Origin of the sequence: Tropicimonas sp. S265A (assembly GCF_049800835.1) — a bacterium.
In the GTDB taxonomy this organism is placed as follows: Bacteria; Pseudomonadota; Alphaproteobacteria; order Rhodobacterales; family Rhodobacteraceae; genus Dinoroseobacter.
Map to the genome: position 1 here is coordinate 1354732 of NZ_JBNAFU010000001.1, position 23159 is coordinate 1377890.

Here is a 23159-nt window from a genome sequence, read left to right on the forward strand (position 1 = left end):
GGCTTACAAAGCGCCTTTGGCGCGCAAGTTCTCGGCTTTCTCGGCGTTGAACCACCAGAAATCGAGGTTGCCGAGGCTATAGGGCGGCAGTGTTTCCGGGAACTCGTACATATCGTAATAGGCGACCGTGTGCGTGTTCTTGTTCCACTGCGGGATCCAGAACTTCTCAGCCCGCAGAACGCGATCCAATGCGTGAACGGATGTTTTCAACTCTTCCGCACTCTTGGCTGCCAAGACAACCTCGATCAGGCGATCGACCGCTTCGGATTTCAGGCCCATCTTGTTAAAGGTCGACGTATCTGCTGTCTCAGACCCGAAATACTGCCGCAGGGAACTGCCAGGGATGTATTCGGTCGACATGAAGGTTGTGACCAGATCGAAATCGTATTGCGGGGGGCGCTCTCGCGCAGTCGCCTGGGCATTGTCGATCCGTGTATGGCGAGCATCGACCCCAAGCCGTTTGAGATTTTCGACAAACGGGTTGATCACGCGATCAAATGTCTGACTGTCATTCAGGAACTCCACCCTCAAGGTCTGCCCATCCTTGCGGCGCAAACCGTCATCTCCCACGATCCAGCCAGCCTCATCCAGCAGCGCCGAGGCACGACGGAGGTTTCCGCGATCTAACTGGCGGGGCCCGCTTTCGGGGTAGCTGAACGGCTCGGACGTGAGAATGGAGGCATCCAGCAACCCGTCATCCACAAGCGGCTGCAACAGGGCAACTTCCTCCGGGCCGGGCACGCCGGTGGCCTCAAGCTCGGAATTGTCCCAAAGGCTGTCGACCTGGTCATAAATGCCGTAGAACAGCGTCTCGTTCGACCAAGTGAAGTTGAACATGGTGCCAATGGCCTCGCGGACCAACGGGTCCTGTAACTGCGGTCGGCGCAGGTTGAATACCCATGCCTGACCGGTTGCTTTGGCGCCGTTCGGCAGTTCTTTCTTGACGATGGTTCCTTCCTGAATAGCCGGGAAATCGTAGCCGGTTGCCCAGATCTTGGAAGAAGCCTCGTTTCGGAAAGTGTAGGTGCCTCCCTTGAACCCTTCGAAGGCGGCGTTGTAGTCGGCGTAATACTCGATGCGGATCGCATCGAAATTACCGCGCCCGATGTTGATTGGCAGGTCTTTGCCCCAGTAGTCGGGGTTTCGTTCATAGACGACCGTCTGACCGACATCCATGCGCCCAAGAACGTATTCACCGGACCCCAGCAAGGGCTCGAGCGACGTCTCCTCAAAATCGCGGTCATTGGCCTCGTAATGTACCTTCGAAAACACCGGCAAGGCCCCAACATCGGAGATCAGGTCGCGTGTCGGGATATCGGGCTTGAACACGAACCGCACCGTGCGCGGGTCAATCGCCTCGACGGTCTCGACTTTCTGCGCAAGCTGGGCCCTGAAACTCGGCAATCCCTTCTCAAGCAGGATGTTATAGGAGAAGACGATGTCTTCCGTGGTCAGCGGTGAACCGTCGGAAAACTCGATACCCTCGCGCAGGGTAAAGGTGACCTCAGAGCGGTCCTCCGGGTAGGTCAGGCTTTCACACAGCAGACAGTATGACGCGCCGATCTCGTCGGCCGTGCCGGTCATCAGGGATTCGAAAAAGGCGTTCGACAGGCCGGCGGCACGACCTTTGAGCGTATAGGGGTTCATCGAGTCAAACGATCCGAATGCCCAAACCGAAATCTCGCCCCCTGTTGGAGCGTCCGGATTGACATAGTCGAGATGGGCAAAATCCGTTGGGTACTTCAGATCGCCAAAGGTCGATATCCCGTGTGACGTGATCGGCTCAGCCCTGACTTGTGCGGCAGCGAGGCCGGACAGGGCCACCAACACGAAGCCCGCGCATAAGCGCCAGTCAGCGTAGTGGTCTTTCGGGCTGAGTGCTACGGCCTTGGTCGATCGCATTGAAGTCCTCCTGTCCTGAAGCACGCTGTCGCCATCAAGCTAAAGACGGGGGCAGCGGAGTTTCAAGCCTTCACGGCGGCATTTCACGAGGAAGTATGTCAGCGCGAGCAAAAAACGAGGGGGGCGCGCCCGGCCGCATTGGAAACGCACAAAAAAAAGGGCCGCCCGAGGCAGCCCTTATTTTTCGTACAACGCTCGCCTACTGGAACGTGGCGAGATAGGCGATCAGGTTGGCGCGGTCTTCGGCGTCGCCCATACCGCGGTAGGCCATCTTGGTGCCGGGCGCGTATTCTTTGGGGTTCTCGAGGAACCCGCTCAGGTTTTCGGGGGTCCAGGCGCCGGTCGTCGCCAGCAGACCGTCTGAATAGTCATAGCCGTCCGCAGCGTGCTTTTCGCGCCCGACAACACCGTGGAGGTGCGGCCCAACCCCGTTCGCACCCGGATCCAGCTTGTGACATGCTTGACACTGGCGCCACAAACGCTCGCCCGCGCCGGCATCTGCCACGGCATAAAGCTCTTCGAAGGGAACTTCCTCAACCACTTCTTCTACGGCATCTTCGGAGCCGGTATCGATGGTGTATGCCTGCGCATGGTCATCTTTGTGTCCATAGTCGCCATACAGAACCTGGGCTCCCCAAGCGCCCAACAGGAAGATCAGTAATGCGCCGCACAAGCCGCCCACGATCTTCGTCATTGTCATGGTGTCAAACATGTATCTTCCACTCTCTGCGTGATTTGACCGCTAACTATGGCTTCCCCTCTCCGGAGGCAAGGTGTAGGTACCGCGACCAAACGCCCGCAGGGCGGATAATTGGTCACAGTTACCGGTAACGCGCGCAATTGAGACCTGTCGCAGACAGGCAAGGACGAGACATGACCGCGAAAATCGCTTTCCAGGGAGAACCCGGCGCGTACTCCCACCAGGCCTGCCGCACAGCGCGCCCGAACCACGAAGCGGTTCCCTGCCGCACGTTCGAAGACGTGTTTGCAGCCGTCCATGACGGGGTTTGCGAACTTGGGATGCTGCCGGTTGAAAACTCGACCTATGGGCGGGTGGCCGACATTCACCGGTTATTGCCCGAAAGTGGTTTGCACATCATCGACGAAGCTTTCGTACGCGTGCACATCAACCTGCTCGCGTTGCCCGGAACGCACCTAAACCAGATCAAGAGCGCGATGAGCCATACCGTGCTTTTGGGTCAGTGTCGCGATTTCCTGCGAACCCACAACATCCACGCTGTGACCGGTGCAGACACCGCCGGATCTGCGCTGCATGTTGCGCAGGAACGTGACGCGAGCCTTGGTGCGCTCGCCTCCGAACTGGCCGGAGAAATTTACGGCCTCGACGTGTTGGCGCGCCATATCGAGGACCATGACAAGAACACCACACGATTTCTGATCATGGCGCGCGACGAAGACCTGACCCGCCGCGCAGAACGCATGATGACCTCCTTCGTTTTCGAAGTGCGCAACATTCCCGCTGCCTTGTACAAGGGCATGGGCGGGTTTGCGACAAACGGCGTGAACATGACCAAACTCGAAAGCTACATGCTCGACGGCTCGTTCACAGCCACACAGTTCTACGCGGATATCGAAGGACACCCCGACGACCGGGCAGTGCGCCTCGCGCTCGAAGAACTGGACTATTTCACGTCGCACCTGAAAATACTGGGCGTGTATCCTGCCGACCCGCAACGCCCATGATGCCGGATCAACCCGTGGACGTTGTACCGCGGCTTTCCACTTGGTGCAGGAGACGCCTGACCCCCTTGCGGTAGCGTTGCACAACGCGGCCGCGTGCCAATTTCATCGATTGCAGTAGAACTTTGGCCGACATCGACCGCGCGCGGAGTTTGGTTGAAACGGTAACCTCCGTCGAGTTGCTGTCTAGGACGCGACAGGCAACACTTGTTTCAAACAGCAATCCGCCAACATGGCCTTCGTACCGCATGCCAGTGGGACGGGTGTATTTGACAAGCTCGAACTCCGCTTCGCGATCGCGACCGCGCGCAAAAAACGCTACTTTCCACTGCATCCCCTCGCCAGGCGTTCCGAGGGCGTCCCGCCTCTGCACGTCCAACCCCCGCTCCATCGCGGCAGCCTCTGCCGCTGCGAAATCAGACAGGGCCGCGAAAACATCTTCGATGTGACCATGCAGTATTTCGGTGGACCTGAGCTGCATCAGCGTGTCTCCGTTGCGCCATTGACCCAAGCCTCCAGCAGGGAATGCGCGATCGCGCCGCGTCGCGGTTCGCGCATACGGGGATGGGTTCCGGCGAACACATCCTCCATCTCCGAGCGCGAAATCCAGAACCCGTCTTCGACCTCTGCCGGATCCAGCGTAATCCGGGTTGTTTCCGCCTGCCCCCAGCAGCCGAACATGAGAGACGCCGGGTAGGGCCAGGGCTGCGAGGCCAGATAGCCGACCTCGCCAACACGCACGCCGGCCTCCTCGAAGACCTCACGGCGGACAGCGGCTTCCATGGTCTCGCCCGGTTCAATGAACCCGGCCAGCAACGAGTACATCCCTTCGGGCCAGCCGGGCGAGCGGCCCACCAGAACCTCGTCCCCATGGGTGATCAGCATGATCACGACCGGGTCGGTGCGCGGAAAGTGGTGCCGTCCGCAAGCCGCACAATCGCGCTGCCAGCCCGCTTGCGCCGGTGTGCTTTGCGCACCGCAATTGGCGCAGAACCCGTGAATGCGATGCCATTCGATCAGCGCGCGCGCCGTGGCCGCGAGTTCAGCATCGCGCCGCGACAGACGGGTCATTTCTGCCCGCAACTCCGCGAAAACCTGTCCTGCGGGCAAACCGGGATGCTGTTGCTCTGTTCGATCGCGAAAACCATCAAGATCGACGGGCGTACCGGGGTCCCACGCAGAGACATCGCGCGCGAACCGGGGACCGGCCTCGTCAAGGCCCAGAAAGATCGGGTCCGCCACCGCGTCAGCGAACACCCGATGATCCGCGGCCAGTCCGACAAGCCCGTCCGCGTCTACCAGAGGCTTGCCACGCCACACTGGCACAACGCGGGCGTTGGGGTCGTTCAACAGGGCCAAGGCGTCGCCACGCCGATGTGCGGCGCGGTCCAGCCCGGACGTCGCGAAAGTGATCTTGTCCTCAAACGGCATTCCCGCTCCCGTTCCCCGTGTGTGCAGGTGTTCTTGTGTAGGAGTTCTGATGCCACGCCGACCGGAGGCGCGCAACGTCACAAGCCCCCCTTGCGAGTCCCAGAGCCGCGATTTATATGGTCCACGAGAGGTTGGCGCGGGCGAGCGCCTCGCCAACCCGGTCAGATCCGGAAGGAAGCAGCCGTAACGAGCCCCGCTTGGGTCGTTGTCCAGCCTCTCACCTGACCCCCGCAATCCTGTAACGACCCGCGTGGCGCGGTTACGCGATGTGCTTGTGGGTTTTTGGGGCAGGTCGACCCGGCGGCGCTGGACGTCGCTTGCACACGGGCCTACCCTTTGGCCTCGACGAGTCACGTGGGGGCCCATGAGCGACACCGACACCAGCGGCTATCAGGTGCTTGCAAGAAAGTACCGGCCTGCGAATTTCGCCGACCTGATCGGCCAGGATGCCATGGTGCGAACGCTGAAGAACGCCTTCTCGGCAGACCGCATCGCACAGGCTTTCATGATGACCGGCATCCGTGGCACGGGAAAGACGACCACTGCGCGGATCATCGCAAAGGGCATGAATTGCATCGGGCCCGATGGCGAGGGCGGACCGACTACGGATCCATGTGGCATGTGCGAGCATTGCACCGGCATCATGGCAGGGACCCATGTCGACGTGATCGAAATGGATGGCGCCAGTCAGACCAAGATCGACGACATACGGTCGAACATTCTGGACAGCGTGCATTACGCACCCGCCTCCGCCCGTTACAAGATTTACATCATTGACGAGGTTCACATGCTCTCGACCAGTGCGTTCAATGCGCTGCTCAAGACGCTTGAGGAGCCGCCTGCGCATGTGAAGTTCATCTTCGCGACAACTGAAATTCGCAAGGTTCCCGTGACGGTACTGAGCCGCTGCCAGCGGTTCGATCTGCGCCGGATCGAACCGGAGGACATGATTGCCCATTTGGCGAAAGTCGCCGCGCAGGAGAACGCCGAGATCGCAGAGGATGCGCTCGCGCTGATCACGAGGGCCGCCGAAGGGTCCGTGCGCGATGCAATGAGCCTGCTCGATCAGGCGATCAGCCATGGCGCGGGCGAAACCACTGCGGACCAGGTCCGCGCAATGCTGGGGCTTGCCGACCGCGGTCGGGTCATGGATCTGTTTGATCTGGTGATGAAGGGCGATGCCGCCGCGGCCCTGACAGAATTGTCCGCACAATATGCCGATGGCGCGGACCCGATGGCGGTCCTGCGCGATCTGGCCGAAGTTACGCACTGGGTATCGGTCATCAAGATCACCCCGGATGCCGCCGAAGACCCCACCGTCAGCCCGGATGAACGCGCACGCGGGCTCGCTGCCGCCGAGGCGTTGCCGATGCGGGCGCTGACACGGATGTGGCAGATGCTGCTGAAAGCGTTGGAAGATGTCGCCAATGCGCCCAACGCGATGATGGCCGCGGAGATGGCCGTGATCCGGCTGACACATGTCGCCGACCTGCCCAGCCCGGAAGAACTGGTCCGCAAGTTGCAGGACATGCCTGCGCCAGGACCAACGGGCGGTGGCGCCCCGACGAGCGGCCCCGCATCCGGGGGCAGTGTGACGGCGCGCGGCGCCCCTGCGCCAGGCAGTGCCCCTTCGGTCACGCATGCCCCGCGCGCTGCGGGCGGTTCTGCGGCTGTTGCCGTTGCCCCCTCGTCGGAGATTGCCCTTGCGCGGTACGCGCGCTTTGATCAGGTCGTCGATTTGATCCGCAAGCAGCGTGACATGCGGCTTCTGGTCGAGGTTGAAACCGCTCTGCGTCTCGTCAGTTACAGCCCCGGACGGATCGCATTTACGCCAACCGACACAGCACCGCGCGATCTGGCGGCTCGACTGGGCCAGCGCCTGCAAGGCTGGACCGGTGCGCGGTGGGCGGTCAGCGTGGAAAACGGCGGCGAGGCGCCGACGATCGCGGAACTGCGCGATGCCGACCGGCTGGCCGCCGAGGCAAAAGCGAAGGATCACCCCCTGGTTGCCGCCGTTTTCGCCGCCTTCCCGCAGGCTGAGATCAAGGATATCCGAAGCCACGCGGCGCTTGCGCAGGAGGCCGCAATCGAGGCTTTGCCGGAAGTTGAAGACGAATGGGATCCGTTCGAGGACGACTGATCGTATCTCGGGTTCACCCGCACACCCCTCACCGTAAAGGATTGAAAACAATGCTCAAAGGACTTGGACAACTTGGCGACATGGCCAAGGTCATGAAACAGGCACAGGAAATGCAGGCTAAAATGGCCGAGATGCAGGAGAACCTGAAGACCGTTATCGTGGTGGGTGAATCCGGGGCCGGTCTGGTCAAGGCGACTGCAACGGCCAAGGGCGAGTTGACCGGGCTGGAGATCGACCCATCCATCTTCAACCCCGAGGAAAAGGAAGTCGCGGAGGATCTGATCCTCGCGGCAATCAAGGACGCGCAGCAAAAGGCGCTGGCCAAGGGGCAGGAAGAGATGGCCAAAGTGACCGAAGGGCTGAACCTGCCCGAGGGGATGAAACTGCCGTTCTGACGTGAGCCAGACCCCCAAAGACATCGAAGCCTTGATCGGGCTGCTTGCTCGCTTGCCGGGGCTCGGGCCAAGGTCCGCACGCCGCGCCGTCTTGCATTTAATCAATAAACGCAAAGGCTTACTGCAACCGCTGGGGGAGGCGATGCTGGCGGTTGCGGCGAGTGCGCGGGAGTGTGTGCGATGCGGAAACATCGGCACCACCGACATTTGCGAGCTGTGCGCTTCGGAGAAACGCGGGATCGGAGAGATCTGCGTGGTGGAGGATGTCGCCGACCTGTGGGCGATGGAACGCGCCGGTGTGTTCAAGGGGCGCTATCATGTGCTGGGCGGCACCCTGTCCGCACTGGATGCCGTTGGACCGGAAGACCTTGGAATCCCGAAACTTCTCGCCCGACTTGCGCCGGAGAACGTGACGGAAGTGATCCTTGCCGTGGGGGCGACGGTGGATGGCCAGACCACTGCGCATTACATCGCAGACGAATTGGAAAGCATCGCGGGTGTGCGCGTCACGACGCTGGCTCAGGGCGTGCCGATCGGCGGCGAACTGGACTACCTGGATGACGGTACGATCTCTGCCGCGTTAAAGGCGCGTAAAGACTTCTGAGTGAGTTTGTACATTTTGTAGCATCCTCCAGAAGCCGTTTTTACATTTTGCAGCAATCCGCCTGAGACCTTCGTTGGCGAGGGAATCGGGCCCGCAATGGTACGAAAACAGCTTTGGGTTCGCGGGATGCTTGATCGGAAACCCGATCGACTGCACCATCCGCGCGGAGGCGCGCCACTCGGGCATGTCGAGCAAGATAGGACACTGAAAATATGGTTAAAAAAGTCTTTCTGAGTGGTCACGGCGGTTGGAAGCCCGAGAGCGGATACACCCGCCTGCCAAAGGGCTGCAAGATTCACTTCTACACGGATTTCGCGAAAAACCTGATCACGGGGATGGAGTACCAGATCCTGCGCGGTGACTACACCGACATCCAGCACAGCGTCGACGAATACATGCAGTGCCCCGATCTGCGACTGTCGAGCCAGGACGAGAAGTGGACCAAGAGGTCGGAGACGGAGCTTGCCAAACGGAACGATCCCGACTGTTCGATCATGATCGCCCCGGCGGGAGGCGCGACCTTGTCGGAACTTTTCCAAAGCTGGACAAAGGGTAATTCCGGCGAGGTCGAATTTCACTGGATGGCCTGCCAGACCCTTGGGTTGAAACAGGTCGGCGGCAGAAGTCATGGCCTGAATGCGGGCGATTTTTCCCACAGCGACAAGGCCAAGGCGCGCTACCGGATCAAGTCGAACGGCAAGGGCAAGTACATGTGGATGACAGACGACGGAAAAATCGTCGCTTAGAGAACGAGGCAACTGGAACACAGCCACGTCCATTTACAAAACGGCTGCCCGCGCGCGCGGGCAGCGCCTAGGTTACTTGATGCTGACCAGTACCAGGCATTCGATCTCACCAAAGGTTGAGCCCTCTGCCCGCACGAGCGAATTGTCCTGCTTTTGCAAGAAAGGCAGGTAGCTGCCCATCATGAAATCATCTGAGTCCATCAGACCGATCCCCGCCGCCGGATCGAGAATGAGGTACTTTTCACCACCACCGCACTTATTGGTCACAAGCACCGCATGATGGCCCCCATCGCGTTTGACGAACAGTACACCGACAACCAGCCCGTTTATCTTTTCGATGTGCTTGAAGACTTCATTTTCGTCGATCACTTCGTATTTGAAGTATCGCGTCAGACACAAAACGAAGTCGGCGGAGTCGACGCCACCGTCGTCCCAATTGATTTTCCCTTGCGCAGTTGTTTCGATGGTTGCCCGCGCAACCGACTCTTCGTATTTCGGGCGACCAGCGAGTGGCCACATCATCCTGAGACATGCTGCAGCGCAGGACCAATCCTTCTCCTGTTTGAAAAACAGATAGATCTTGCCATCCCCACCTTGTGCGATCGGAATATGTGCCATGTGAAATTCCCCTTTTGAAACACGTGAGACCCGACGCAGCTGGGTCTGGATCACCTTCAAAAATACCTTGCGACCAAATCCTCGCGGTCACACCAAGCCTAGAATGCCGGGAACGGGAAAGGTAGCCTTTTGCAGTCCGAGGGGCTGTTGCATTGCGGGGCGACCCGGTTGGACGGCAGCTTCTGTCACCCTGAAATATATATTTCAATGTCAGCTTTTATTGACACGGCGGGGATAACGCCGCAGGTTGGCCTGACCGCGCGGGGAGATGCGTGCACCTGACACGGGGTTCGCAATGGGGAGTACGGCACTTGGCTTTGAACCTCGATCGCTACCGGGATGCGCAGGCCAGACTTCTTGAGCTGAAATCCCGCCTTCCCGAAGATGCCGTGACAGCCCTGGCGCGCGAGGTCCTTGACCGCGTGGCAGCGCGGGCGGCGGCCGAACGCCTTGCCGCGCCACCCGATGCCGAGATCGCGGCGTTGTGCGCGGCCCTGCTGTCGGAGGACCCGCAGGCCGGCGCGCAGTATATTCGCGCCGTGCGCGCACGGGGCATTTCAGTCGACCGGGTGTACCTGGGCTTTCTGGCCGGTGCGGCCCGCAGATTGGGTGCGCAGTGGGACGAGGACCTGCTGACCTTTGCCGAGGTGACGCTCGGGACCAGTCGGATTTTCGGCATCGTGAATGCGCTGCAAACCGACGACATGACACCGGTTTCCTCCCCCCGTCGAGCCGCCGTTTTTGCCGCGGTTCCGGAAGAGACCCATACGCTCGGTGTGCGCATGGCGGCTGATCTGTTGCGCAAGGACGGGTGGGAGATCGACCTGCTCGTGGACTTGTCGCATGACGACCTTGTGGCAGCGATTGGCGCGAGAGAACCGCCTGTCGTCGGCCTGTCAGCGGCAGGCACGCGTGCGATCAAGGCGCTGTCTAGACTCGTGGTCGCGCTGAAACTGAACGATCCGGCCATTCGGATCGTTGTCAGCGGGGCGGTGGTGGACAGGGATGCAGAGACGCTCAAGCTGCTGGCCCTGGACGGCATGGCGGCGGATTTCGCAGCCGCCAAAGACCTGCTTGAAGACCTGTGCCAGCCCCATGCGCGCGCGGGTCAGCCCCGCGCGTTGAAAAAGTCGTAGATGGTTTGCGCCATCGCTTCGGAGATACCGTCCACCGCCTTTAGGTCCGCAAGGTTGGCGCGGCTGACCGCCTTGGCGGAGCCGAAATGCGCCAGCAGCGCGCGCTTGCGCGTGGCGCCGACGCCCGAGATTTCATCGAGCGGCGTGCGCGAGACGGATTTGGAGCGTTTCGCCCGGTGGGTGCCGATGGCAAAACGGTGTGCCTCATCCCGCAGTCGCTGGACGAAGTAGAGCACCGGGTCGTTGTGTTTGAGGGCAGTGGGCCGGGCGCCGGGGCGATAGAACTCCTCCTTGCCGGCGTCGCGGTCCACGCCCTTGGCGACGCCGATGAAGGGGACATCCTCAACCCCCAGATCGCCAAGGATATCGGCCACGGCAGACACCTGCCCCGCCCCGCCATCGATCAGCAGAAGGTCAGGCCATGTGCCGCCCTCTCGGTCCGGGTCTTCTTTGAGCAAACGCTTGAAACGGCGGCTGAGCACCTCTTTCATCATGCCGAAGTCATCGCCCGGGGTCAGGTCATCGCCGCGGATGTTGAACTTGCGGTATTGCGATTTCACGAAGCCCTCCGGCCCGGCCACGATCATCGCGCCCACGGCGTCGGTGCCCTGGATATGAGAGTTGTCGTATACCTCGATCCGGGCGGGTGGCCCGTCAAGGTCGAAGGTATCAGCAAGGCCCCGCAGCAATTTGGTCTGTGCCGCGGATTCCGACATGCGCCGGGCAAGACTTTCCCGGGCATTGCGTGCAGCACCAGCGATCAATTCCGCCTTCTCGCCGCGCTGGGGAACGAGGATGTCCACCTTGCGCCCGCGTTTCTCGCATAGCGCCTCGGCCATCAGGTCGGCGTTTTCGATCCCGTGGCTGAGCAGGATCTGGCGCGGTGGATCCTTGTCGTCGTAGAACTGCCCCAGGAAGGCTTCGAGGATCTCGGCCTCCGCCGCGCCAGACCCGGTGCGCGGATAGAAGTCGCGGTTGCCCCAGTTCTGGTTGGCGCGGATGAAAAAGACCTGCACGCAAGCCTGCCCGGCCTCCAGGTGCAGGGCGATCACATCGGCCTCCGACACGGTGCGCGGGTTGATGCCCTGGGCCGTCTGCACCTGCGTCATGGCGCGGATACGGTCGCGCAGGGCGGCGGCGCGTTCGAACTCCATCGCCTCGGACGCGGCGGCCATGTCCTTGGCCAGTTTTTCCTGCACATCGGTCGATTTGCCTGACAGGAACCGTTCGGCATCGCGGACCGAGGCGGCATAGTCGGCTTCGGAGATGTACCCGGTGCAGGGGGCCGAGCAGCGCTTGATCTGATACAGCAGGCACGGGCGCGTGCGGCTTTCGAACATCGCGTCCGAGCAGTTGCGCAGCAGAAACGCCTTTTGCAGCTGGTTCAGCGTGCGGTTTACCGCCCCCGCAGACGCGAAGGGGCCGTAATACGCCCCCTTGGACGCCTTGCGCCCACGGTGCTTGCGGATCTGAGGATAGGCGTGGTCCTTGGCGACGAGGATGTTGGGGAAGCTCTTGTCGTCGCGCAGCAGCACGTTGTAGCGCGGCTTGAGTTGCTTGATGAGGTTCTGTTCTAGCAACAGGGCTTCGGTTTCGGTGCGCGTTGTAAGGAACATCATCGACGCGGTTTCCGAAATCATCCGCGCAATGCGACCCGAATGCCCCGAAGGCCGCGCGTAATTGGACACACGCGCCTTGAGGTTGCGTGCCTTGCCCACATAGAGCACGCGCGACTGGTCATCGAGCATCCGGTACACCCCCGGCGACGCATCCAGCGTTCGCAGGTAGGACTGGATCACATCGTGTCCCTTGGGTGGTGCTGCGGTTTCGGTCATGGGTTCGACAATAAAGGCTGGAGCGGCAGAGAAAAGACGCCAAACCGGGGCTGTGGATAAGTCTGTGCAGAACTTGGCGGCAAGTGGAATTTCCCTTTGTAGGCCGGGGACTTCTTAAATTTGCCTAAAAAACAGTCAACTCCTTAAGTCATTGAAATCGCATGCATTCCTAAATCCAAGCGCGCTTAACAGTCTCAACGTCACAGAATCATTACACATTTGTGACCCCTAGCAAAGCGGTGGACAAGTCAACCGCAAAGCGACTGATTTCTACAGAAACCGCGGGTTATTCCACACCGACGACATCCGGTGTTTCCCACGCAAGATGCTGGCCGCCATCGACACACAAAAGCTGTCCGGTGATCGCAGGTGCGTCGAGGAAATAGCCCAGTGCGGCGCAGATGCCGTCTGGATCGGCCCCACGCTGCAGGAGGGTGGCAGCGCGCTGCTTGGCGAAGTGTTCCTCGGACTGGCGGCCGCCACGCAAGGTCGGTCCGGGACCGATCGCGTTGACGCGGATCTGCGGCGCCAGCGCCTGTGCGGCGGTCTGGGTAAAGGCCCAGAGCCCCATCTTGGCGATGGTGTAGGTCATGAACTCGGGCGTCAATTTGCGGACCCGCTGGTCCACCATGTTGATCACCAGCCCCGAGGCCAGCGGCTCGTCATTCGCATCCGTCCTTGTTGCAGGTGCCTGCGCGGCAAAAGCCTGGGTCAGCAGAAACGGCGCGCGCAGGTTGGACTGCATGTGCCGGTCCCAGCTGTCGCGGGTGGCGGTGGCGAGCGTGTCATACTCGAAGATCGACGCGTTGTTGACCAGCACCGCCAGCGGGCCCAGCGCGCCCGCGGCGCGTTCCACCAGCGTCTCTGTCTGCGCGTCATCCAGAAGATCGGCCTGCACGGCAACTGCGTTGCGGCCCATCGCGCGCACCTGTGCGGCAACATCTTCGGCGTCCTGCGCAGAGCTGGCGTAATGCACGGCCACATCATGGCCCCGCCCGGCCAGATACAGCGCCATGGCGGCCCCCAGCCGTTTGCCGGCACCGGTGACGAGTGCGGCCCCTTCGATCTTCAAAGCTGTCATGAACGCCCCTCTAGTTCAGGAGCATCACGAGATAGACCCCGTAGAGCGCGGTCAAGACCACACCGACCATGCGGGTGATATTCGCCTTCTGAAAGGCGAAGGGCAGCAACAGGACCGACGCGCCCAGCATGACCCACAGGTCGAAATGCAGGAACTCATCCGCAACGGGGATCGGGCCGACGAAACTGGCAATGCCAATGATGGCCAGCAGGTTGAACATGTTGGAGCCGATCACGTTTCCAAGCGCCACATCCGCCTGATTGCGCAACGAGGCCATGACCACGGTCGCCAGTTCCGGAAGGGACGTTCCGAACGCGACGAGGGTCAGGCCGATCACCTCTTCGGAGATGCCGAAGGCCCGGGCGATATTCACCGCGCTGTCGACCAGCAGGTCGGCCCCGAGCGGCAGGCCCACGAGACCCAACACCAGAAACAGGATGATCTTCCACCACGGCATGTCCGGGTCTGCGCCTTCGAGGTCCTCTTCCTCCTCGATCATCGCCCCGTTGGCGGCTGCGCGATGGGCCTTAGCCTCCCGAAAGGCATCAAAGAGCATGAAGGCGAGCGCGCCGAGCAGCACGAGACCATGCATCCACGTGATCGGGCCGAAGAAGCACAGCGCGATGAAAAGCGCCGTGGCGGCCATCATTTGCAAGTAACTTCGGCGCGTATCGCAATTGTTGGTGTGGATGGTGGCGATCAGGACCGGCACGCCGATCACCAACAGGATATTGGCGATGTTCGAACCGACCACGTTGCCGAGTGCGAGACCCGGCGCGCCATCCTCGATCGCCGCGATCGAAACCAGCAGTTCCGGCGCAGAGGTGCCAAAGGCCACCACTGTCAGCGACACGATGAGGGCGGGAATGCCGATCCGCAAGGCAAGGTTGACTGCACCTTTGACAAGGCTGTCCCCGGCCAGCACCAGAATGACGAGGCCGAGGGCCGCAAAGACGAAATCCATCAGTTACCCTTTGCGGCTCTTGCAACTGCAGGGATCGTTCGAAAACAGATACCGCCCACAGGACTTGCACTTCGTGGGCTTTTTCAACGCCACTTTTCCGACCCCCGGTACACGCAGTTTCCCGAACATGGCCAGAACGGCCATGAACACCAGAAACAGCATCACGATCTTGAGGATCATTCAGAGGCCGTAGCGGGCCCAGAGGCTCCGCTCCTCAAGCGTGGATATCGCATCTTCGAAGAGGCGCAGGCCAAACCGGCTGAGCATGCTGCGGCGCGCGCCGTAGGTGCGGAATTTCACCTTGTCGCCGAACTTGTCCTTCATGACCGGCACGACATGGCCAATCCCGTCGGCCAGTCCGACGTCGATGGCGGTTTGCCCGATCCAGACTTCGCCTGTGAAAAGATCCTGGTCGGCGGGCAGTTTGGCCCCGCGCCGCGACGTGATCTGGGTCTTGAAGGTTTCATGCAGCTGAGCTTGCAGCGCTTTCAGCCGCTCCACATCCTCGGCGCGTTCGGGACGGAACGGGTCAAGCATGCTCTTGTCCTTGCCGGCGGTGTAGACGCGCCGTTCGATACCCTGTCTTGCCATCAGTTCGTGGAAGCCGAAGCTGGCAGAGATGACGCCGATGGACCCGACGATGGATGTGGCATCCACCCAGATCTCATCCGCAGCCGAGGCGATCCAGTACCCGCCCGAGGCTGCGACGTCTTCGACGAAGGCGTAGACGGGCACCTCTTTTTCCTCGGCCAGACGGCGGATGCGGGCCCCGATCAACGAGGATTGCGCCGGGCTGCCCCCCGGGGAGTTGATGACAAGGGCCACGGCCTGCGGTTTGCCCCTGCGAAAGGCGCGTTCCAGCAGCGGTGCGGCCGTCTGGTCATTCAGCGTGCCGCGCGTGCCGCTGGCGATCGCGCCGGTCAGGCGGACAACGGCGACAGACGGGTCGTTTTTGACGAAGGGGAGCCAGCGTTTCATGGTGCGCCATGTAAGCCCCGCCATAGGGGGCGACAAGGCGCGTCTGACCCGCGCGGAAAATAAGTGTTGCGGGCCTGCCGCGCCCGGCGGATCACGACCGGATGCGGTAGCCGGAGCGGAAAATCCACCAGATCGCGCCAAAGGCGAGTGCCGTGAAGGCGGCTATCGCCAACAGGCTGGTCAACACCGGCACATCCGCCGTCCCGAAGAACGACCACCGAAAGCCGGAAACCAGGTAAACCACGGGGTTGAACAGGCTGATGGTTTGCCAGACCGGCGGCAACATGGTGATCGAATAGAAGCTGCCGCCAAGAAACACGAGCGGCGTGATGACCAGCAGCGGGACGAGTTGCAACTGTTCGAAGCTTTTGGCGAGAATACCGATGATGAACCCCAGCATCGAGAACGACACACAGGTCAGCACCAGAAAGGCCAGCATCCACACCGGATGGGCGATGGTCAGCGGCACGAACAGGAACGAGGTCGCGAGGATAATCAGCCCGATCATCAGCGCCTTGGTGGCCGCCGCCCCGACATAGCCGATCACGATCTCGGCCGAAGAGACCGGGGCCGACAGGATTTCGTAGATCGTGCCGATGAACTTCGGGAAATAGATGCCGAAAGACGCGTTGGACACGGCCTGCGTCAGCACCGTCAGCATGATCAGACCGGGCACGATAAACGCGCCATATGCGGTGCCGTCGATGCTCTCCATCCGGGACCCGATGGCCGCGCCGAACACCACGAAATACAGCGAGGTCGAGATGATCGGCGAGATCAGGGATTGCAGGATCGTGCGAAAGAACCGTTTCATCTCGTAGCGGAAGATGACCCGGATGGCGATGAGGTTCATGGCGCGTCCCCCTCGTGGACCAGTTGGACGAACACCTCTTCCAACGAACTCTGCCGGGTCGACAGGTCGCGCATGGCGATGCCTGCGGCGTCCAGATCATTCAGCAGTCGGCGGATACCCGTGCGCTCGGCGCTCGTGTCATAGGCGTAGATCAACTGGCAGCCATCCGCGTTGAGGCTCAGGTCGTAGGGCTTCAGCGCATCGGGAATGGCGCTGAGCGGGGCGGCAAGGTCGATCAGCGCCTCCTTCCGGCCCATGCGCGCCATCAGGCTGGCGGTGTCTTCAACCAGCATGATCTGACCCTTGTTGATCACGGCAATGCGGTCGGCGATGGCTTCGGCCTCTTCGATGTAGTGGGTGGTCAGGATGATGGTTGTGCCGCCGTCTTTCAGCTTCTCGACGACCCGCCACATGTCGCGGCGCAATTCCACATCCACCCCGGCGGTGGGTTCATCCAGAAACAGGACCTGTGGCGCGTGGCTGAGCGCCTTGGCGATCAGGACGCGGCGCTTCATGCCCCCCGACAGCTCGATGATCTTGCTGTCGCGTTTGTCCCACAGCGACAGGTCGCGCAGGATGGTCTCGATATAGGCGTCGTCGCGCGGCTGTCCGAACAGCCCACGGGAAAACCGTACCGTGTCGCCCACCGTCTCGAACGGCTCCAGCGTCAGTTCCTGCGGGACGAGGCCGATCATCCGCCGCGCGGCGCGAAACCCGTCGACCACGTCATGGCCGCCCACCCGGATCGTGCCGGAGGTCGGGATGGCGATGCCACAAACGGTGGAGATCAACGTGGTCTTGCCCGCCCCGTTGGGACCGAGCAGCGCGAGGATTTCCCCGCGTCTGATCGACAGGTCGACACCGTTGAGGGCGACGAAGCCGTCCGGATAGGACTTTGCGAGATTTGATATCTCGACAATCGGGTCAGTCATGATGCGGCCTTTATGGGGTGTGTGCGGCGCAACCTAAGGTGCATTGAGAGCGCGCAACAGAGAGTTTTCCGCGCGAAGCACCCTGCGTTTTTGCACAGAAACAGCGCGGCGTCACGGAATTGTGTGAATTCTCGAAGGGTTTAAATAGCGGGGCAACGGCAGGACCCCCCTGCCCTTCAAACCCAGGAGGATGAGATGTCCAAGACGCATATTCCCGGCCTTCACCACGTCACCGCCATATCCGGCCCGCCCCAGCCCAATGTCGACTTCTATACCGGCGTGCTGCAACAACGGCTGGTCAAGAAAACGGTGAACTTTGACGACCCGGGCACCTATCACCTGTATTACGGCGACTATGCCGGCACGCCGGGCACGATCCTGACCTTCTTTCCCTTCGCGGATGCCGGGCCGGGTCGCGCAGGGCCGGGTATGGCCAGCGCCTATGCCTATGCTGTTCCCGCAGGCGAGTTTGACGGCTGGATGGAGCGGCTGGCCGAGCAGGCGATCGACTTTGACGGCCCGACCGAGCGCTTCGGCCACCGCGTGATTACCGTGCGCGACCCCGATGGCGCACCGGTGGAACTGGTCGAGACCGACCGCGTCACAGACGATCCGCTGGACGGGTTCCATTCGGTCACCCTGTGGCTGCGCGATCTGGCGCCCACGGCCAAGCTGTTGACAGATGTCATGGGGTACGAGGACCGTGGCTCGGAAACCGTCGACGGGGTCGAGCGGCTGCGGTTGGCCGCCCCCGGTGACGCGAAAGGTACGGTCGTTGACCTGATGCGGTCGGACGCGCCATCCATAGGCCGGCCCGGGGCCGGTACGATCCACCACGTGGCGTTTCGCGCGGAGGACAACGACACGCAGCTTGCGTGGCAGGAGGCCGTTCAGACCGCAGGTCACTCGGTTACGCCGGTGATCGACAGGCAGTATTTCAACGCGATCTACTTCCGCGAGCCCGGAGGCGTGTTGTTCGAGATTGCCACCGATCCGCCAGGCTTCGCCACCGATGAGCCGGTGGAAACCATGGGGCAGTCTCTGATGCTGCCGGCCAAGTACGAAGGCATGCGCGACCGGATCGAGCGGGTTCTGCCACCGCTCAAGGGTGCGGCATGACCCATGCTACCGGCGCGTCCCTGATCCGCGGGGGCGCGCCCGCGGCGCGTGCGACAACCGGGCTCGTGTTGATACACGGGCGCGGCGCATCTGCCGCGGATATACTGGGCCTGGGCGAGGCACTCGCCCTGCCCGACCTCGCCCTGATTGCGCCCGAAGCGCCGGGCCGGTCGTGGTGGCCGACCTCCTTTCTGGCGCCGATGGCCCAGATGGGTCCGCCGCTTGCAGCGGGTCTTGCCGCGGTCGAGGCCGCCGTATCGACGCTGGAGGCTGACGGCCTGCCACGCAACAGGATTGCGGTCGCCGGGTTCAGCCAGGGTGCCTGCCTTGCGCTGGAATACGCCGCGCGGTTCGGGGCCGGATTGCACGCGGTGTTCGGATTGTCCGGCGCGCTGGTGGGCACTGGCGACAGCGGTGCACCGCAAGACGCGCTATACGGATTTGGGGACAAGGCCTTTGCCTATGACACGACGCTGGAGGGACTGCCGGTTTATGTCAGCGTGCACGAGCATGACCCGCATATCCCGTTGAAACGCGCGCGCGACAGTGTGGCGGTGTTCGACAGGCTTGGGGCGGCGACGCGGCTGGAAACGGCGCCCGGGTCCGGACATGGGCTCCTGGCTCCGGATGTCGCGGCCTTGCGAGCGCGGCTCAACACCTGACCAAGGGCGCGGCCCCCCTCCGGAGCCGTGCCCGTCACCCCGACGATCGCCTGACAAGGATCACCGCGATCAGGGCTCCGGCCGCGTTAAAACACAGGTCAAGGGCGGTGTTGTAATAGCCACCCACATTCGTGTCCGGAACGGACAGCACGGCAATGAACTCGATAATCTCGTTGGTGGCGCCCAAGCCGCAGGCCCCGAAAAACGGCAGATAGAAAGCCGTCCATGTGCCGCGCGTGTCCGGGAAGTGGTGGGTCAGCAGGTGCCACAGCACCCAGGCCGAGATGCCGAACCCGTAGGCATGCACGACCTGATCGTATTTCAGGATCTGGATCAGTTCGGTTTGAAATACCGGCACCACCATCCAGTTATACAGGACACTGCCATCAACCGGCACGCCGCCCCCGGCCATGTGCGCGACCCCCCAAAACGACAGCGCCCAGAGCATGGAGATAGGATAGGAGGCGAAACGCAGACTGGCGCCGACCAGCCCAATTAACACCACCATGGTGATCACATAAACGACGAACTCGTAATTGCCGTTGACCAGAAACCAAACGGTCGCCGCGACGACATATCCGACGGTGAAAACCGCGACAGCCCGTTCGCCGTCCGTCATGCTCGCCCACATGTTTTGCCCCTGTCCGACTGATATTCGCGAAAAACTAAGCTGGATCAGACACTCACGCAACGTCTGCGAACTGGCGCTTACTCGAAAACCATCGGCGCGATAGCGCAAACGCGAACGGCTGAGATCACCGATATCAGTCAAGCCACCACTCATGGTGGTCCGGACGCTCTGGCGGACGGACCGGCGCGAAGACCGGAGAGGACCAGTTATTCAAAGGTCTTCGCGCCACCTGCATATGTGCGAAATGCAAACACTGCGTAAACTCGGGCGCTCCTTTCTGCGGGGGCGCCCCTTTTTCTGGTTTGAGCGCCGGTCAGGCCAGCGCAGGCTCTGTTTCGTAGTGGTGATAGCCGTCGCGCAAACGGTGTGCCTTGGCCATGTCCGGAAAAAAGCGTTGGAGCGACCCGGTCAGATCGAAAAGATTTTCCTGCAACGCCGCCCGGCCACCGGCCGGAACCGATACGATGGACGGTCTGGTCACCGGAAAGAACCACAGCGGCCCCTCTGCAGTGTGCGCCTTGAATACATCGACCGCGACAACCTGAAGCCCGAGCATTCCGGGCGGCGGGACATAGAGTTCGCACAGGCCTTGTGCAACCTCCGGTGCCGTCTGTTCGTCAAAGGCAATCTGGCTGGTGACGGACAGCCCGAAGGTGGCGTTGGTCCTGGCCATGAACTCCGCCTTCGCGCCGGACAGGAGCGGCCCGGTTTTATCGCCGGGCGGCGTATCGAAGACTGTTCGGGACAGATGCCGCACTGCCGCGAGATGCGCGATCCGGTTCGACATCGGTGCCTCGAACTTCCGACCCTGCGGGATCACGGCGAGCACGGCGAGCCGCCCTCGGTCCACAAGGCGGGAACCGGTATGCGCCTTGACATACCGGATGCGGATCTTGTCGAGCGCGGAACCGCAGTTCCCACCCAACCCGATGACGCGGATCGCGGTCAGCTTTTTCTCATGCCCGGTGAACGTCCCCGCGCTGAGACCTCTGCCGTGGTTCGTCATCAGTCGGATGCCGTTGACCCGGTCCTCGCTGTAGATGGCCATGTTGGCGATGTACTCATCGGTCTGAAGAACGAGCGTGCTACCCGGGTCTGCGCCTTTCGCACCGTAGAGCATGCCGTTGAGATCCATTGCGGCGATACCGGCACGGGTGCGGAACCCGATGGAGGCGACTGGTTGAATGTCAAAAGGGGCGCCGCCTTCGCCGCCAAAAGCAAGTGTTTCAATTGTCATTTCAAGTCCTCTGTTTCTGCATTTTCAAATCTGAATGAATTCGCAAGGCGGTTCTAAAATTTAGGATTTAAACGCTGCATTATTCCGAATGAATATCGTTATTTCTTCCTCGCGCGGGCCGCAGTGAAAACAAAACGGGCGATCATGTCCAATTTCATGATCGCCCAAAACTCGTTACGCACACGTCCCGGAGACAGCGGGATCAATAATCCGGCGCTCCGTAGACAGAAGAGGTCGAAACTGAATACGGCGCGCTCGGCTCACAGGCGGCAACGGCCAAAATGACACATAAAGCAATGAATTTGCGGGACATTACTGCACCTCCGGCGCGGTAATCTTGCGCAGTTTCGTGCACTTCCCGTGGCGACGCTCAACGCATTCGAGGCCCCTGTAGGCGGTGGCCCGGATGTCGAGCAGAGCATCCCCGAAAGAGGCATGACGCGCACTGCCACGGCGGTGGGCGGTCTCTGTTTGATACCCGGCTGCGATAGCCTTCGTTTCAATGGACTCGCTGGACACCGATTGCGCCCACACGGCTGTTCCCAATACGCCGAAGATGGCAATAGACAAGATAAACTGACGGTTCATTGTATTCGTCCTTTTCAATGTGCGTTACGTGGAGAAATGTCCCTCACTGCCAGTCTCTACGCCCCAGCCCGGCGGGTTATTCACGCAGTGCGAAAAAAAGTTGAAATTTTTTTGCCCCCCGGGGCGTAACCCTTGTGACGTGAGAGTTTGGAGTGCGTAGTGATGAGCGGTTTTCCGTCGGTCCGGGTCGACCAACGACATTGCATGATGGAGCATGGCGGTGCACAAAAGTGGCACGGCGTTCCGATATTCATCCTGACTTTGCGAGAGCTTGCCTTGTCGACCGATCTCAAGCGCGACATGATTGCGCTGCTTCCACGGCTCAGACGTTTTGCGCGCGCGCTGACACGCTCGGTGGCGGAGGCTGACGATCTGGTTCAGGAAGCCTGCCTGCGCGCACTGTCCCGGGCAGATCAGTGGGACCGCAGCCAACCGTTGGACCGCTGGATGTTCCGGATCACGCGCAACCTGTGGATCAGCGAAATGCGCAAGCGCGGCGTACGGTTGGGGCAGGGTCATGTGCCCGCAGAGGAAACCACCGAGTTGGTCAGCCAGGAAACCGGCGAACACGCGCTGGCGGCAACGGAGTTGCGCGGGCGGATCGACGCCTTACCTGAAGACTTGGCCTCGATCCTTCTGACCGTGTCAGTCGAAGGCTACAGTTATGCCGAGGCTGCGGAGTTGTTCGAGATACCGGTCGGGACGGTCATGAGCCGGATCCACCGGGCGCGAAAAGCGCTGGCGCGCGAGATCGCCCTGGCCGCAGGAGAGGACCAGTGACCCAGTACGACGAAAAACTGAGCGCGTTTCTGGACGGAGAGCTGTCCAGGTCCGAGGCGCAGGATATCGAGGACCAACTGGCTCGCGATCCGCAGTTGCAGGCGGATCTGGAGGCGTTGATGGCGGCGGATGCGGAAGCCGAAAAGGCGTTTGGCGAGATGCTGGACGACCCCGTGCCCTTCGATCTGGCCGCAGCCATCCACAGTGCACCGGTCGCAGGCGCGGCGAACGAGGCTGCGGCCCCGGCCCCACACGGCTGGCTGGCGATTGCGGCGACGGTTGCAGCCCTCGCAATCGGTGGTACGGGAGGGTATTTTGCAGGGTCGAGCCAAGTCCCGCAGGTTGCTGCGGCGCCGGGCTGGCTGGACGCGGTGGCCGATTACCACCGGGTGTATGCGGCCCAGACCCGCCACCTGGTAGAGGTTGGCGCGGACGAGGCCACCCATATCGAGACATGGCTTTCCAATACGGTGGGCGCACAGGTGCGCATCCCCGATCTGACGGCGCAGGGTCTTACATTTCGGGGGGCACGCCTGTTGGTGGCAGCGGGCAAGCCGGTCTCGCAACTTGTGTTCACGGACGCCCAGGGCGGTGTTGTGGCGCTGTGTCTGATCCAGTCTGACACCCCGAACGAGGGCTTCGCGAACCGCACGATTGACGGCTTCGACATGGTGACCTGGGGCGGGGCCGATGGAAATTTCGTCCTCGTTGGGGATGAAGGTCGCGGGGACCTGCGCGCGATCGCAGATGTTGCGTCCACCCAGACCTGATAGCGCCCCGGTCTTGCGATGCACGCGGCCCAGACACAAGGTCGCGTGACCCGATG

General features: G+C 61.6%; 25 protein-coding genes and 1 other RNA gene. 11 read left to right on the forward strand and 15 right to left on the reverse strand.

Translation table 11 applies throughout. The features are described from left to right. Positions 1 to 3: 3 nt before the first annotated feature. Together ACP15N_RS06735 and ACP15N_RS06740 are read right to left on the reverse strand one after the other, a co-directional pair. A complete protein-coding gene (locus ACP15N_RS06735; RefSeq protein WP_425091452.1) occupies positions 4 to 1902 on the reverse strand; it encodes an extracellular solute-binding protein in 1899 nt (632 codons plus the stop codon). Between the two features lie 199 nt (positions 1903 to 2101). Beyond that, positions 2102 to 2614 (reverse strand): c-type cytochrome, encoded by a 513-nt coding sequence (locus ACP15N_RS06740; RefSeq protein WP_425091453.1) that lies wholly within the window; start codon positions 2612 to 2614, stop codon positions 2102 to 2104. A gap of 161 nt (positions 2615 to 2775) precedes the next feature. Between ACP15N_RS06740 and ACP15N_RS06745 the strand changes: the two genes are divergently transcribed. Next, complete coding sequence (locus ACP15N_RS06745) at positions 2776 to 3606, forward strand: prephenate dehydratase (protein WP_425091454.1); 831 nt, start codon at positions 2776 to 2778, stop codon at positions 3604 to 3606. A 7-nt stretch (positions 3607 to 3613) separates the two neighbouring features. On the opposite strand, the gene ACP15N_RS06750 is transcribed toward ACP15N_RS06745, so the two are convergent. Together ACP15N_RS06750 and nudC are read right to left on the reverse strand one after the other, a co-directional pair. Continuing rightward, positions 3614 to 4084, reverse strand: a complete 471-nt coding sequence (locus ACP15N_RS06750) for a hypothetical protein (RefSeq protein ID WP_425091455.1) — start codon at positions 4082 to 4084, stop codon at positions 3614 to 3616. Then, a complete protein-coding gene (gene nudC / locus ACP15N_RS06755) occupies positions 4084 to 5034 on the reverse strand; it encodes an NAD(+) diphosphatase (protein WP_425091456.1) in 951 nt (316 codons plus the stop codon). Before nudC ends, ACP15N_RS06750 begins: the two co-directional genes overlap by 1 nt. 125 nt (positions 5035 to 5159) lie before the next feature. Here nudC and ffs point away from each other — a divergent pair. The 5 genes from ffs (at position 5160) to ACP15N_RS06780 (ending at position 8919) form a co-directional block, all read left to right on the forward strand. Continuing rightward, an RNA gene (gene ffs, locus ACP15N_RS06760) (signal recognition particle sRNA small type) lies at positions 5160 to 5256 on the forward strand. Between the two features lie 142 nt (positions 5257 to 5398). After that, positions 5399 to 7174: a DNA polymerase III subunit gamma/tau gene (locus ACP15N_RS06765; RefSeq protein WP_425091457.1), complete on the forward strand. Its 1776-nt coding sequence runs from the start codon at positions 5399 to 5401 to the stop codon at positions 7172 to 7174. 50 nt (positions 7175 to 7224) lie between these two features. After that, positions 7225 to 7569: a YbaB/EbfC family nucleoid-associated protein gene (locus ACP15N_RS06770; protein ID WP_425091458.1), complete on the forward strand. Its 345-nt coding sequence runs from the start codon at positions 7225 to 7227 to the stop codon at positions 7567 to 7569. A 1-nt stretch (position 7570) separates the two neighbouring features. After that, complete coding sequence (recR, locus tag ACP15N_RS06775; RefSeq protein WP_425091459.1) at positions 7571 to 8173, forward strand: recombination mediator RecR; 603 nt, start codon at positions 7571 to 7573, stop codon at positions 8171 to 8173. Between the two features lie 212 nt (positions 8174 to 8385). Then, complete coding sequence (locus tag ACP15N_RS06780; protein WP_425091460.1) at positions 8386 to 8919, forward strand: putative adhesin; 534 nt, start codon at positions 8386 to 8388, stop codon at positions 8917 to 8919. Positions 8920 to 8991: 72 nt separating this feature from the next. Here the strand turns inward: ACP15N_RS06780 and ACP15N_RS06785 are convergent, their stop codons facing one another. Next, a complete protein-coding gene (locus tag ACP15N_RS06785; RefSeq protein WP_425091461.1) occupies positions 8992 to 9537 on the reverse strand; it encodes a hypothetical protein in 546 nt (181 codons plus the stop codon). Between the two features lie 311 nt (positions 9538 to 9848). On the opposite strand from ACP15N_RS06785, the gene ACP15N_RS06790 reads away from it, so the two are divergent. Next, on the forward strand, positions 9849 to 10673 hold the full coding sequence (locus tag ACP15N_RS06790) for a cobalamin B12-binding domain-containing protein (protein ID WP_425091462.1): 825 nt from the start codon (positions 9849 to 9851) through the stop codon (positions 10671 to 10673). On the opposite strand, the gene uvrC is transcribed toward ACP15N_RS06790, so the two are convergent. The 7 genes from uvrC to ACP15N_RS06825 form a co-directional block, all read right to left on the reverse strand. Beyond that, positions 10646 to 12508 (reverse strand): excinuclease ABC subunit UvrC, encoded by a 1863-nt coding sequence (gene uvrC / locus ACP15N_RS06795; RefSeq protein ID WP_425091463.1) that lies wholly within the window; start codon positions 12506 to 12508, stop codon positions 10646 to 10648. The two genes, ACP15N_RS06790 and uvrC, sit on opposite strands and share 28 nt — an antisense overlap. Positions 12509 to 12794: 286 nt before the next feature. Beyond that, positions 12795 to 13589 carry an SDR family oxidoreductase gene (locus ACP15N_RS06800; RefSeq protein ID WP_425091464.1) on the reverse strand — a complete coding sequence of 265 codons (795 nt, stop codon included), beginning with the start codon at positions 13587 to 13589 and terminating at the stop codon, positions 12795 to 12797. 10 nt (positions 13590 to 13599) lie between these two features. Then, positions 13600 to 14556, reverse strand: coding sequence for a calcium/sodium antiporter (locus tag ACP15N_RS06805; RefSeq protein WP_425091612.1), 957 nt, complete (start codon positions 14554 to 14556; stop codon positions 13600 to 13602). Further along, a complete protein-coding gene (locus tag ACP15N_RS06810; protein ID WP_425091465.1) occupies positions 14557 to 14733 on the reverse strand; it encodes a hypothetical protein in 177 nt (58 codons plus the stop codon). Continuing rightward, positions 14734 to 15531: a S49 family peptidase gene (locus tag ACP15N_RS06815; protein ID WP_425091466.1), complete on the reverse strand. Its 798-nt coding sequence runs from the start codon at positions 15529 to 15531 to the stop codon at positions 14734 to 14736. A gap of 91 nt (positions 15532 to 15622) precedes the next feature. Further along, positions 15623 to 16384: an ABC transporter permease gene (locus tag ACP15N_RS06820; RefSeq protein WP_425091467.1), complete on the reverse strand. Its 762-nt coding sequence runs from the start codon at positions 16382 to 16384 to the stop codon at positions 15623 to 15625. Beyond that, entirely contained in the window at positions 16381 to 17316 is a 936-nt protein-coding gene (locus tag ACP15N_RS06825) for an ABC transporter ATP-binding protein (protein WP_425091468.1), read from the reverse strand. The genes ACP15N_RS06820 and ACP15N_RS06825 overlap by 4 nt, the downstream gene beginning before the upstream one ends. A 195-nt stretch (positions 17317 to 17511) precedes the next feature. Here ACP15N_RS06825 and ACP15N_RS06830 point away from each other — a divergent pair, with 195 nt between their 5' ends. Next, positions 17512 to 18435, forward strand: a complete 924-nt coding sequence (locus ACP15N_RS06830) for a ring-cleaving dioxygenase (RefSeq protein WP_425091469.1) — start codon at positions 17512 to 17514, stop codon at positions 18433 to 18435. Next, positions 18432 to 19097: an alpha/beta hydrolase gene (locus ACP15N_RS06835; protein ID WP_425091470.1), complete on the forward strand. Its 666-nt coding sequence runs from the start codon at positions 18432 to 18434 to the stop codon at positions 19095 to 19097. Before ACP15N_RS06830 ends, ACP15N_RS06835 begins: the two co-directional genes overlap by 4 nt. A gap of 34 nt (positions 19098 to 19131) precedes the next feature. Here ACP15N_RS06835 and ACP15N_RS06840 read toward each other — a convergent pair whose 3' ends face one another. The 3 genes from ACP15N_RS06840 to ACP15N_RS06850 all read right to left on the reverse strand — a co-directional run bounded on the left by ACP15N_RS06840 (position 19132) and on the right by ACP15N_RS06850 (position 21553). Continuing rightward, positions 19132 to 19716 (reverse strand): hypothetical protein, encoded by a 585-nt coding sequence (locus tag ACP15N_RS06840; protein ID WP_425091471.1) that lies wholly within the window; start codon positions 19714 to 19716, stop codon positions 19132 to 19134. A gap of 325 nt (positions 19717 to 20041) precedes the next feature. Then, complete coding sequence (locus ACP15N_RS06845; RefSeq protein WP_425091472.1) at positions 20042 to 20965, reverse strand: jacalin-like lectin; 924 nt, start codon at positions 20963 to 20965, stop codon at positions 20042 to 20044. Positions 20966 to 21277: 312 nt separating this feature from the next. After that, the gene (locus ACP15N_RS06850; RefSeq protein WP_425091473.1) at positions 21278 to 21553 is read right to left on the reverse strand and encodes a hypothetical protein; all 276 of its coding nucleotides are present in this window, start codon (positions 21551 to 21553) and stop codon (positions 21278 to 21280) included. A 162-nt stretch (positions 21554 to 21715) separates the two neighbouring features. Between ACP15N_RS06850 and ACP15N_RS06855 the strand changes: the two genes are divergently transcribed. Next, the gene (locus ACP15N_RS06855; RefSeq protein ID WP_425091474.1) at positions 21716 to 22333 is read left to right on the forward strand and encodes an RNA polymerase sigma factor; all 618 of its coding nucleotides are present in this window, start codon (positions 21716 to 21718) and stop codon (positions 22331 to 22333) included. After that, positions 22330 to 23103, forward strand: a complete 774-nt coding sequence (locus ACP15N_RS06860) for an anti-sigma factor family protein (RefSeq protein ID WP_425091475.1) — start codon at positions 22330 to 22332, stop codon at positions 23101 to 23103. The genes ACP15N_RS06855 and ACP15N_RS06860 overlap by 4 nt, the downstream gene beginning before the upstream one ends. Positions 23104 to 23159: the final 56 nt, after the last annotated feature.